General features: G+C 57.8%; 8 protein-coding genes. 5 read left to right on the forward strand and 3 right to left on the reverse strand.

Features of this window, described 5'->3' with window-relative positions:
- From IVA81_RS19070 to IVA81_RS19080, 3 genes are all read right to left on the reverse strand, one after another.
- The coding region (locus IVA81_RS19070; protein WP_247320856.1) for a polysaccharide deacetylase family protein at positions 1-414 on the reverse strand (414 nt) is incomplete at its 3' end.
- On the reverse strand, positions 411-1,043 hold the full coding sequence (locus IVA81_RS19075) for a NodA family N-acyltransferase (RefSeq protein WP_247320857.1): 633 nt from the start codon (positions 1,041-1,043) through the stop codon (positions 411-413). The genes IVA81_RS19075 and IVA81_RS19070, both read right to left, overlap by 4 nt.
- Positions 1,040-1,621, reverse strand: coding sequence for a response regulator (locus tag IVA81_RS19080; RefSeq protein WP_346659399.1), 582 nt, complete (start codon positions 1,619-1,621; stop codon positions 1,040-1,042). Before IVA81_RS19080 ends, IVA81_RS19075 begins: the two co-directional genes overlap by 4 nt.
- 275 nt (positions 1,622-1,896) lie before the next feature.
- Between IVA81_RS19080 and IVA81_RS19085 the strand changes: the two genes are divergently transcribed.
- The 5 genes from IVA81_RS19085 to IVA81_RS19105 all read left to right on the forward strand — a co-directional run bounded on the left by IVA81_RS19085 (position 1,897) and on the right by IVA81_RS19105 (position 11,198).
- On the forward strand, positions 1,897-2,841 hold the full coding sequence (locus tag IVA81_RS19085; protein WP_247320859.1) for a LysR family transcriptional regulator: 945 nt from the start codon (positions 1,897-1,899) through the stop codon (positions 2,839-2,841).
- A 2,370-nt stretch (positions 2,842-5,211) separates the two neighbouring features.
- Positions 5,212-5,931, forward strand: coding sequence for a MerR family transcriptional regulator (locus tag IVA81_RS19090; RefSeq protein WP_247320861.1), 720 nt, complete (start codon positions 5,212-5,214; stop codon positions 5,929-5,931).
- Positions 5,932-7,291: 1,360 nt separating this feature from the next.
- Complete coding sequence (gene hisC / locus IVA81_RS19095) at positions 7,292-8,368, forward strand: histidinol-phosphate transaminase (RefSeq protein WP_247320868.1); 1,077 nt, start codon at positions 7,292-7,294, stop codon at positions 8,366-8,368.
- A 215-nt stretch (positions 8,369-8,583) separates the two neighbouring features.
- Entirely contained in the window at positions 8,584-9,612 is a 1,029-nt protein-coding gene (locus tag IVA81_RS19100; RefSeq protein WP_247320863.1) for an LLM class flavin-dependent oxidoreductase, read from the forward strand.
- A 1,283-nt stretch (positions 9,613-10,895) separates the two neighbouring features.
- Positions 10,896-11,198, forward strand: a complete 303-nt coding sequence (locus IVA81_RS19105; RefSeq protein ID WP_247320865.1) for a hypothetical protein — start codon at positions 10,896-10,898, stop codon at positions 11,196-11,198.
- Positions 11,199-12,382: the final 1,184 nt, after the last annotated feature.

Here is a 12,382-nt window from a genome sequence, read left to right on the forward strand (position 1 = left end):
TGCCAGTTCAGCCTTCGCCGACGCGGCGAGGGCCTCCTTGGTCCAAGTCCCATACGGCGCACGCATGTGCCGCACAGAGGCTCGCGGGCAGGCCATTCCGATGACCTTGTTCGTCGCGAGGATCTCGTATTCCACCTCATCCGGCATGCATTTGGATAAATCCGGGTGCGTCATTGTGTGGTTTGCGATTTCGTGCCCTTCTGCAATGATGCGCTGGATCAGCTCCGGCTGACCCGCTGCATATGCACCGATCACGCAGAAGGTGGCGGGGGCCCGATGCTGCGCCAGCACATCCAGGATAGCCGGCGTGCAATGCGGGTTGGGACCATCATCAAATGTCAGATAGACGCAGTGCTCTCCGCCGGCGTCGGCGTAGTCGCTCCGCGCTTCAGTCTGGTCGTTTGCGGACGTCACAGTTCTGGCCCGTTCCGTTCAATCATCTCACCGCCCGGCCATTCGCTCATTGACCTCGCAATCGGCAGGACGAGGACGACCACGTCCTCCACGCGCGTCGGAGGCACAGTGAGATAGATATCCGGGCGAGCGGACCGGACACGGAGCCCTGGCAGAACTGTCGCTAACCCCTGTCGCCCGAGCAGCCTGGTAATATGTTTCTGCAGGGCGGATCGGACCGTGCCAAAGCCGAACGGCACCCCAAGATCTCGCAATACGGGATACATCACGCGGATGGAGTGGCTGATTCCGAGCCCCTCGAGATCCGGGCGTACACCGTACAATCCGAGTTCAGCCACAAGCAGATCGACCTCACCCACTTTTATGAAGCGGCGCAGTGCGCCGATGTGAATCGCGACGCCACGATCATCATAGCCGATTGCCCGAATCTCAGGCCTTGCGCCGGCCCAGCTTCGATGACCTTCAAAGGGCTTTGCATTGAATGCCCCGGTCGGACCATAGGTCTTCCGGAAGAAGTCGGACAATTCAATATGGTCAGCAAGTTGAAGCTCATTCTCCCAGCACAGCCTCCAACGAACTGGAGGGCGCGCCGAAACACCTCGTGTGGATCCGGGCGCGATCATTTTCATAGAGAGTAGTTCCTATTCATTATCTGGCTCCTGACGCAGGCCAGCAGTTCGCTACGCTCGAAAGGCTTGCTCAAGAACTGGAGTCCAGCTTGCAGGACTCGACTCATATCGTCTTCGGAGTTGTCTGTGAGCAGAACGGTGGGAATCGCGCCTCCGGATGCAGCCAGATGATGGAAAAGCTCAAAGCCACTCATCACGCTCGACTGCATGTCCGCGATCAAGCACGACGTGATCAAACGGCGGCCCGATTTCAAGAACTCGTCTGCGCTCTCGAAGGGTTCGGGTACGTAACCCGCGGAAAATACCATATCTGTCAGAGCTCCAAGCACTGACCGATCTGCATTCACAATGGATACGACGTCGAGCGTGTGCACAACTCGCATCAGACTCGCCAAGGACGCCTTCGCTTGCATGTTCCGCACGATTTCTCCGCAGCAAGGACGCAATCGGATGCGCCAAAACATATTTGGCACCCGCAACCGAAGGGGTCCAACTGGAGGGAAATCTACTGCCAGGTTGAGCGTTCGCTCAATTCTACGGCGGTAGACGGCCGGTATAGAATGGGTTGGCGAAGCCATACGAAGGTTTGCTCGTCCTATATGCCCACGCACATTTGCGGATCCCCACTTGCTAGCTCGCCGAGATATGACTTGCGCAACACGCGCGAAACTGCGACCGCACGGTCCAGATGTCTTGATCGATCCCTGGCGCTGGGCTGAGACGCGCTACGATTTGTAACCACTCTGATAGATCTGACATCTCGCTAAACTATTCTTTGCTATCCTCATTCGGTACAAATGGTAAAATCGATTGTATCGATAGAACACATTCATACCGTGGATCACTCAAGATTATGCGTTTCAAGGGCCTCGATCTGAATCTCCTCGTTGCGTTTGACGCCCTGGCGACGCAAGGCAATCTCACTGCGGCGGCAAGAAGCATCAACCTCAGTCAACCTGCCATGAGTGCTGCCGTCGCACGGCTTCGCACTTACTTTAGCGATGAGCTATTCACGATGAGGGGCCGGAAGCTTGTCTCAACGCCGCGGGCTCAAGCGCTCGCAGTCCCGATTCGCGAGGCTCTCGCTCACATTCAGCTCTCCATCATTTCTCCGGACGGGTTCACTCCATCTCAATCGAATCGGCGATTCAGGATCATCCTGTCCGACTTCATGACTGTCGTGTTTCTTCGACGAATCGTGGACCGCGTCGCTCGGGAAGCTCCGACAATCAATTTCGAGTTGCTGCCGCCCGTAGAGGAACCCGATGAACTTCTCCGGCGCGGTGAAGTCGATTTTCTCATGTATCCGGAGATGTTCATGTCGAGTGCGCATCCCAAGGCGGCACTGTTCGAGGACACTTTCGTTTGCGTGGGCTGCCCCATGAACAAGCAGCTGGCGCAGCGACTTACGTTCGAGATGTACACGTCGATCGGGCACGTGGAAGCCCAGTTCGGGCGCTCCCTGAAGCCCTCCTTCCACGAATGGCTCTTGCTCGAGCATGGTTTCAAGATACGCACCGAGGTCGCTGTGCAGGGTTTTGGTATGATTCCGCCTATGTTATTGGGCACCAACCGTATAGGGAGCATGCCCTCAAGACTGGTCAGCCATTTCGCAAACACGATGCCCCTGCGGGTCATCGAACCTCCGCTGCGACTTCTCACATTCACCGAGGCCGTCCAATGGCCGGCCATTCATAATACTGATCCTGCAAGCATTTGGATGCGCAACATGTTCTTGCAACAGGCATCCATGATGGTCTCTCCGTCCGAGACCAACCAATGTCACGGCCCGTTCTAGGATTGTTCGGCCGTTTGCGACCTACTCTTCTTTAACCAGATCTACGCCAGGCTCGAAGCTCCGGTCCTCGCTGGTGTTCGGCCTGTCGACATTGGCGCGCTTGAGCGTAGTTTGATCGCGTCGGCGGCGCTATTGATCTCACGCTGGCGTGACGATCTTGCGCGTCATACAGCTCGTTCGGCGGCGCTCCGCAATGACTTTCCGCTGATCCGACGGGCTGCATCGCACTGTTCTACATGAGCTGAGCTCGGAGCATGTTCCGGCCAGTCAGGTGAACGATATCCGGCCTCGGCACTAAAATCCCTTGAATCGTACACCGCGTCAGGTTGTAGACTAAGACCTGCGATCGAGGCTGCAACGTGGACACTGGTAGCGCACCCGCACCGCTCTTCGCCTGCCGGTGGGCATTCTCCTTGCCGTCTACTGTCCCGGCGATTGCAGTAATGCCGAAGCCAGTAGCTAGAGTCTCTTGGCGGGCCGACCCACAGGTCGATGCCGGCTCGTTCGCGTCGAACCAACTTGTTCTGCCGAACGCCAACGCTGTCCACAGTCGCGCCCGGAAAGCGCAACGCCAGCTGGCGTAACTCGGGAGAGCGGAACCTGCAAGTGAGAGGTGTGCGCAAGGCTGGCATGGAGGTTGGGACACGTCATCTCAACGGCGCTTGTCTTACTCTTATTGTACTCGGTCCCGCATGACGGAGCGCAACCGCAAACTCGCTGACCGCAGGATCAACCTGGATCCACCCGCCATGAGCTTGCGGCATTGTCCCGCTGCGCGCGCTTAGGTGATGAGTGTTTATGATGAGAGGACGGCAACTATGCCAATGTCCGCCCACGAAAGGGCTCGCCGCTCCCTTCGCCAAGCCGTGCTCCGCCTCCAGCTTTCGACCATTTCGGGCGACATGGTCAATCCAGCCATCGGATCGTGGGTGCAGGGTCATCCTTTCGGATCTCGCGACAGTCGTGTTATTTTCGAAAGCGCCGTGGCGGGTGGCGCGCGGGATGCCGCCGCCGCCAGACCCGAGTTACGGCCCCTCACCGCTGCCCCCGAAGAGCTACTTCGGTGCGGTAACATGATTTGCCTATCTTACCCAAAGCATCTATGTCCAGCGCTCGCGCACCAAAGCGATACTGTTCGAGGATGAAAGCGAGTGAGGGTGTTTCCGGACGAGCAAGCCCGCGACAGCTGGACTGTGGTGCGCAACACTGATCCGGCTCGCGTTTGGATATGCGAGTTATTGCTGTAGGAGCTATGGCACGTCGTTGTTTTCCCGGGCGTGGCCGCGCGGCGCCGGAGGCCCGTCGACCCGTTTTGAGCGCCTCCACGTCCAACGGATACTGGAGCGATCCTTCGAGGCGCGGTCCTCAATCGCGAGTAACGTTTCGCCAGCCGCGCGAGGTGCGCTTGCGTTGAGATACATGCCGGGATGGTTTTGCGGCCCGCCTTCTCTCATTCTACCGACGCTTTGCGTCGCAGACTTGCGCCGTTGAAGAGCAGCCATCATCTTGTGGCATTCCAAAACCCGATGTTGCCATGCGCGAACAACGCCTTCGCGCCCACAAAGCCATCTCGACAGGACTAGCTGCGTGTACAAAACGCTGTTAGGCGCCGAGCGGGCGGCCACGCCACGATGTGGTGGCAGGACTAATCTGCGATGATTGACCAATCAACGCCCGGCTCGACGATAGACATCGCAGCAAGGATTGCGACCGAAAGAGGCCCATCTGATCAGATCAGTACTGTGTCTGGGCCGCCGTTCGTGAAGCTGTGTCTCAAGATCAAGCGGGACTGCATGTACCTGCTTTCGCTTCGCGTGGCGATCAGACAGCAGATGGCCACTGCTGCAGCAGCATACAGCGGAAATTGCACAGTTTCGGTTAGGGCAGTGTTGGACAAAAGAGAAGCAAACGCCGTGTTGCACAACGGCACCACACGAACGTACCTGTCACATTCTTTCGCGCACGTCGCCGCTCCGTCTCCTTTTTGCCCCACCACAGCCAAACGGCTTCGTCACGTGCGGCGCGGGTGCGACAATCAAAGGAGCTTACTCTTGGATAAGCCGAGCGGAGTCTACGATCCGGAGGATCTCGCGAGCTTGGGAAACCTTTTTGATCGAGCAATCGCGTCTTTACCGACATGCATGCGAACCAGCGAGAATCGCGTGGCGATCGCCAGACTTGTGATGCAACGCGCAGCGAGGGACGAATTGGCGTCGCTGGCGAACTTGATGCTTGCACTTGTCTCGGCCACTTGATCAACAGCATGCGCTCAGTCCTCCCGGGGGTTCGCAGCAAGAGACCATCATCTAGATCATTGAAATAACTTGATTCTCACGTGACGTCAGGTTGTAGGCTTGCAAATTGAGGACCATGACAAACGCCACACCACGACGGCGCCGATGGCGCATTGGAGAACTTGCAGAGGCGACCGGCGTAACGGTACGCACTCTGCATCACTACGAACATACTGGGTTGTTGACGGTCGCGGAACGTACCGATGGCGGTCACCGCATGTACGATCGTGAAAGCCTACAACGCGTCTCTCAGATTCGGGCGCTACGTGAGCTCGGCTTCTCGCTTCCTGAGATCCGCAAAGCCATCGAGGGACGGACGTCTCTCACGGACCTATTGCGCAACCATCTGGAGCGAATTGAACTTCAAGTCGCGCGGGCGACATTATTACGGGATCGATTGCGCAATATGACGACGCAAGGTGAGACAGAAGTCAGTGTCGACGAGCTGCCGGCCACGTTAGATGCAATGTCGCGGATTGAGGAGCGTAGCCCCTCGGCCATCTGCACGTGCGCCTCTAACGCTAGCCGCGAAGATCGGTGGCGGAAGATTCGGGACGAGCTACGTAGCTGCATGGATCGGGGCGAGCCTCCATGCAGTGAGCGGGCAAATGCGGTCGCGCGTCAGGCCCGTTCGCTGCTGACTGAGATCGCAGGAGTTGACTCGACTGTCTCGATGATACTTAAGGTGCTGACGCGATTGACCGAACCACACAATCTCGCCGGCTGGGATGCGAGCCTCATGCGATACCTGGATCTCGCCCTCGCCGCGCTGGAGGACCAGTTGGGAAAGAGTTGACGCACGCGGTTGCCCGCGACTCGGTTACTGCAATGTCTCTAGACCCAATGAAGTGATGCTGATCCTTGTCTGACTGAGGATCGTTGGCCCGTAGCAATTCGCCTCAGAATCTGCGTTGTCGGCACTCTTGGGGTCCTTCGCTCTGTGGATCTTGGCAATCAACCTCGACGAGCACGCTTCGAAGTACTTGATTCGTACGTAGCGTCAAATTGTACCTTCTAAAAGCATCGACGCAGCGGCGGGGCGACGGACAGAGCGCCGGCTAGGCCGATGGAGACTCCAATGATCGGCATCACTTTCGGAAGTTCCCGGTGAGAGCGCTAGGCGAGAACAAGTCGGTGGATGATCGTCTCTGGCCATTGCCGGCGACTGCGCAAACGGCACGCTCTTTACCTTTATGCCGGACTCGACGACGAATGCTGCAGGGGCAGCCGCTGTCGCCAAGCTCAAGGGTTCGAGCCTATCTGCCGCAGGGGCACGCTCTACGCTTATGCCGCAGTTCAAGCATGGGCAGGCTCGGTCAAACGGGCGGGCACCTTCGATGCCACGCGGGTCGCTGCGGCCCTACCTCGGGCTCAATCGAAACGGCCATTGCCACGGTTCGATTCGACTCCAAGGGAGACAATGCCGCTCCTGGGTTCATCGTTTACCGCTGGCGCGACAATACCGTCGAAGCGGTCGCGCAGACCTGACCGCCGCACCAACACCGCACGGAGCGTTCAAATGATGAACCATCCTCGACATAGCGATTATGCGCTGCTCACGTGCGTCGCAGTCGCAGCATTTCTCGCCCTCGCGGCAATGCTATCACAGCTGTCGTGCACGCCCGAACGGCCGCCCGAAGAGTACGTTCCCATTCGCCTGGTACCACTAGAGTGAGCATCACTTCCACATTCGTAAGGCCAACGAACATCGGTGACTTCTTCCAGCTCGTGAAACTGATGCGCACCTCGCTCTCGGGAGTGAGCTGCCAGGACCTCTTTAGAAGGAACGTAGCGTGTGGCAAGATGTCAGTCGTGCGCAGTCTGTCTGCGGATTACGCGAGTTCAAGCCAAGCGTTAGCAGCGCTGTTCGGCCGAGTGGACGTGGCGTTCCCTCCCCTCGTGAAACAGGTATTCGCTGGGATAACGCCGTGCGCCGCCTGATCCGTGCTGATCCCTGCCGGACTTTGAGATGGGCTCTGATCCGGTGCGGCGCTTAGATCTGAGCCCGCCTATGGCACCCCACCCCTTAACATTCATGCACGCCTTGCGCTCCCGGCTCCGAACACAGCGCGCGCATCACGTAGGCTCGATGAAGGCCGTCAACTGCTCTCGCCGACAAAAGGGAGAACACCAAATTGGATGCAAAACTGCAAACTATGCTTTCCTCGCTCTCGCCGGTGGCTCGCGAATTGGATGCACTGCCGTCCGGGCGGCCCACCCCGGACAATACTTGCGTGAAACTGAACACGAATGAGAACCCATTTCCTTTGCCAGCCATCGTGATGCGAAGCGCAATTGCAGCTCTTGAGGTGCAATACCGCTATCCAGAAGACGACAATATCAGCTTGAGACAAGCGGCCGCAGCGGCCTATGGGATTGCCACTGATCGCGTGATGGCTGGCAATGGATCGTCTGAACTCCTCAGTCTCATTTACAGAGCCTTTCTTGCCCCGGGCGACGGCATCGCAATGATGTCGCCCGGCTTCTCATTCAATCGCAAGCTTGCCATGTTGCAAGGGGCCCGGTTCATTGAAATTCCCTGGTCTGAACCCGACTGCTTGCCGATGGACGAGCTGCTTTTCGGTCCGGCTAAACATGCCAAGTTCATTCTGCTGGCCAATCCGAACAATCCGACCGGAACCTTTGTTCCGCTCGCTGAGATCGAGCGCCTCGTTATACGATCTGACCGATTGATCGTATTGGATGAAGCTTATGTCGATTTCGCACCTGAGGACGGCCTACGCCTCATTGAGCGCCATTCGAATCTTCTGGTCCTGCGCACGTTTTCCAAGAGTTATTCCGCCGCTGGCATTCGCGTAGGCTTCGGTTTCGGCCATCCCGAGCTGATTGGGCGGCTTCGCAACATCCAGAATGTTTTCAACATGAATGTGGTCGCTCATGCCGTGGGCATGAGCGTCCTTGCGCATCGCGACGCCTACGAGGAGAACCATCGCCACGTCAGGCTTGAGCGTCAGCGCGTAGCGGCCGCCCTCTCAGAATTTGGGTTCTCCGTAACGCCTTCCCACGCGAACTTCCTCCTCGCCCGTGTGCCGGTAGGCCAGGGTGGCAGATGGTGGCAGGCGGCGTTGCAAGACCAGAGCGTCCTCGTTGCCTTCTTTCCGGATGCCGGCCTGCAAGAGTGCATTCGGGTTAGCATCGGTACAAAGCGCCAGATGGATGCGTTCCTTGCGGCTGTCGGCAGCATTCTTAAGAAAGTGGGATGCCGTGGCTAGTGACCCCTTCCACTCAGGTCACAGATCCCCGTTCGTAATCGATCCGGACTCACACATGATGCAGCTTCGCGACGCAGCCGGATTCAGTTTTTGTCCGGTCGGCGCATTACGAGCTGTTGAGAACGGCTTCGCAGCATATGCACCGCAGTGCCAGCGAGCGCCTCTTGCACCCAAAAACCCGGCGGACTCCGGTCCTCTGTATAGGAGATAACTGAGTGAGAAACGTTCTTCCCTCAAACCTGACCTGCGGCATCTTTGATCATCTTGACGAGGACGGCCCCGATATCGCCCGGCAATACGCGGACCGCCTCGCGCTGGCGGAGGCCTACGACCGGCTCGGTTTCTATGCCTATCATCTGGCGGAGCATCATTGCACCCCGCATGGACGCGGTCCATCGCCGAACTTGTTTCTGTCAAGCGTCATACAACGCACACGGCGACTTCGCGTTGGTCCATTGGTCATGCTGCTCAACCTCTACCACCCGTTGCGGGCATTCGAGGAGATCTGCATGTTGGATCACCTGAGCAGCGGCAGGGTCGAGGTCGGTCTTGGTCGCGGCTCCCTACCGATCGAACTGAGTTATTTTGGGGTTGGAGCCGATGTTGCCTCAAGCCGTTACGAGGAAGCTTCCCAAATCTTCGTTAACGCGATGAATGGCGGGCCGCTCTCGTACGAAGGGCAACATTTTGCGCTGAGCGACGTTCCTTTGACGCTTTCGCCTCACCAGCGTCCTTGTCCCCCGACATGGATTGCTACAAATCGGCCTGAGTCCGCGCATTGGGCGGCGGCGAATGGCGCTAATCTGGCGTGCATGGGGCCCTCTTCTGCCGTTCGCAAGGTAACTGATCGCTATCGCGCTCATCGAAACGCCAAGCATGACGCCAACGGTTCAGCACCATTTCTCGCATTACTCCGCATGGTCGTAATTGCCAGCTCTGAAGCAGCCGCCCGCTCCCTCGCCGCGCCAGCCTACGAAACATGGCTCAAGAGCTTTAAGTTCCTGTACGACCTCAATGACATCCCGCCTCCATCCAACCTGCCCCTAACCTTGGATGCCGCAATTGAGAGTGAACTGTGCGTTGTCGGAACGCGCGCTTCGGTGCGCCAAACTCTTCTCGATCATGTGGAAGAGGCAGGCGCCAACTATCTCCTTTGCCAGCTCGCCTTTGGATCTCTGTCACTGGATGCCTGCCTCAACACAGCAACTGCGATTCACTCCGAGCTCATAGCGGCAGACCACTGACGGTGAGCCAACAGCGATTCCAATAAGTTCGTCCTTGACCAGGCAATAAATGGCAACACCGAGGCCCATGAGCACCGCAGCCGGATGCATTTGTAAGGCCGCTCTTATGGTTCAAATGGCTCTTACGCGCATGAGACCTTTTCGACTACATCACCAAACAGTAGGCTCAACGGCAAGAAATGCTCTGTCTCCCAGTTTGCGTGCGTTGACATTGCCCGAGCAGTGGTTTGCTTGGACAGGTGAGTTGGCTCACGCTCATCCCGCTTTGGCGCTCCAGTTCGTCGATCGCATTCCGCACGAACCCAAGATGTGGCTTATCGCACGGGCGGGCCTGTCGTGACGCAGTCCCGGCAGCGCTCCGACCAGACGGAGGAGATCGCGCGTAAGCTCGAGATCGTGCTGGCGGAGTTGGCTTCGCTGCGCATTCTGCTGGCTGCGCACGGAATTAGCACCCCTCCACCTCTGCATGAGGACTGCCTCACTGTTCAGCGATTCGCAGCGATGAACCACATAAGCCCCGAAGGCGTGCTCTCTCGGATCCGCCGCGGCAAGTTGCGCGCGGAGAAGCGCGGTGGCCGCTGGTGGGTGAAATGCACGGTTTGCACAGCATAGCCGTGCAGTGGCGAGGACAGTAAGACAGACGAAATGAACCAATCCGAGATAGGGAATCCAGCACATGGAAATGATCTGCGCGATTAAGTTGCTAGCTTTTCTGAGCTCGACCAGACGGCCGATGGAGAATCAAGAGATCGATCGAGGTCGACGTGGCGCACGACCAACCCGCCATCGCCAGATCGGGAGGCTCGATGTCGATGCACCCACGCAATCACAAAACGGGTGGGCGCCCCGAGCACCGGGATATCGGATGACCACCTTTGCGTGACCGGGATCACTCACTCAATTCGGCCTAAGAGCGATCCGAGTGAGAAAGCGGAAGAGCACGGACGCGTGGCAGAAGTCCAACTCCGATGCCGCTGCATGTATTGTGGCAAATGGAAAGCGGCGCACACCCTCCATGTCAGTTTTGCACGTGAGCCACCGCACGCTACCGGGTTACGGCCTGGAGCACAGGAAAGATAAATGCCTTGCTCGCAAATCGCACACTTTGCGAGTTCCCCTGAGCATATCTTGAACGTCCGTCTCACGCCCGCTGGGGCGTAGCAGCGGACATGTATTCCAGTCATTCGCCTGTTCAGGGTCGCCTCGCGCGCCGGTGTCAAACGGGGACAGGTCTGATTTCGCTGGGATGGTCGCCAGATTCTGGCTGGAGAAGGAGATGGCCAATGATGTCACCAAGACTGATGTCAGTCCTCGGGTCGATGGTAGCAGTCGAGCGCATGTTTTGGAAACTTCGAGAATTGATCGATGGCGACAGCGCGATCTCACCTGAAGTTCGAGAGACGCTTCATGTAATGTTAGATGCAAAGCTTCTTTCCGCAAAAGATAAGATTTTGAGCGACGCGCGCGCTGCGATTGACGCAACTCCTGATTTGCCGCAGGCGGTCCGCGACCGAGCATACAGGTCGCTCGACTTTGCAATGAAAATGTTCATGACCAGAGCCGCGCCGCCCTCAGGATCCTTTTAACGAAGTCGGTATCTGCAGCGCTCATCCAAAGATACATTGATGCATGCCCCGCTCCAGCGATCGCTTGCCCGGACACTTGGCTGTGCAGGGTTGATGTTAGCCGAAGCGCTTCGATTGAGCTCCGGAGCAGCTATGAAGCTGATGGGAATGGAGCGACAGCACCTCGCTAGTTGATCAATCTAATCTGTCCTGGCGGCCCGCAGGCTTGGGTGGGCACCTGCCGAAATACTGCAGGCTCTGTTTTTCTCGAGCATCCCGAACCAGGCTTCTTTGGCCGTCTTTAGCGGTCCGCTGCGTCGAGCCAATGTGCGAGTCCCCCTCAGCTCGGTAACTTGATCATCGAAAGGACCCGCCAGTTGTCGTCATTAGTCAGCGGCGTAGGCTCGACTCTGCTCGCGGGAAGCAGCGCTTGAGTTGATCCAGCTCAAGCGTCATGATTCGCGTTCCCGAGATGGCTTCGATGCCTGGCTAGGACCTTCACCGAATGGACGGTCGCATGCTGAGCCATTCTTCGGCATGCGCCTGATCAATTGAATCAAGAGGATCGGCTCACGCACTCAATGTTGATGGATCCCTCTTGGCCCATCCGCAGCATGGATACCTCGCATCAAAACAATAGATTTTACCAATATTCTCCAAATCCACATAGCTAACCGCCGGCTATCAAGGATGATTGAGGAAAAGGCGCGTCATGACGTATTCGCTATTTTCAATGCAATTGGCGGATGACGTGCAAGCGCCAGCACGTGATCAGCTCTTGCGCCCAGATCGAGGCCCGTCTTGGTCGCGCTATCGGACTAGGGCGCAGTGCAACGTGTTCTATTGCATCAGCGAGCCACTGACGCGCGGGAGCTGCTTGGATGCATCAATCTGGCCCGAACATCAGCCATGAGGCAGCATGGGCAGCTCGCCCTCAGATCTCTGGCCAGCCTTAGCGAGAACGGCGCAGCCCAAGCCAATAGCGACAAGGGCGATCTAGCGTCGCTGGGTGCAGCGCTCTGGCAGGCTGATCCCGGATGGCCGCGGTTGACGCGCATCTGTCCGGTGGCGCGCGGTGAGCCCTTTGCGAGTCAACAAGGAACTGGAAGGTTTTCGATGCGGGCTCGTGGCCGCGGCATATGCGTGCGCCGTATGGGAGTTGGACCAAGGAGGCCCTCGCCGCGTCGGCGAAGGCCGAACTGGCG

The organism is Bradyrhizobium sp. 141 (assembly GCF_023074055.1).
GTDB lineage: Bacteria > Pseudomonadota > Alphaproteobacteria > Rhizobiales > Xanthobacteraceae > Bradyrhizobium.

Excerpts from the sequence above, each read along its gene's own strand:
- IVA81_RS19085 (WP_247320859.1), top strand. The coding sequence starts at position 1,897 with ATGCGTTTCAAGGGCCTCGATCTGAATCTCCTCGTTGCGTTTGACGCC.
- IVA81_RS19075 (WP_247320857.1), bottom strand. The coding sequence starts at position 1,043 with ATGAAAATGATCGCGCCCGGATCCACACGAGGTGTTTCGGCGCGCCCT.
- IVA81_RS19080 (WP_346659399.1), bottom strand. The coding sequence starts at position 1,621 with ATGGCTTCGCCAACCCATTCTATACCGGCCGTCTACCGCCGTAGAATT.
- IVA81_RS19105 (WP_247320865.1), top strand. The coding sequence starts at position 10,896 with ATGATGTCACCAAGACTGATGTCAGTCCTCGGGTCGATGGTAGCAGTC.
- hisC (WP_247320868.1), top strand. The coding sequence starts at position 7,292 with ATGCTTTCCTCGCTCTCGCCGGTGGCTCGCGAATTGGATGCACTGCCG.
- IVA81_RS19090 (WP_247320861.1), top strand. The coding sequence starts at position 5,212 with ATGACAAACGCCACACCACGACGGCGCCGATGGCGCATTGGAGAACTT.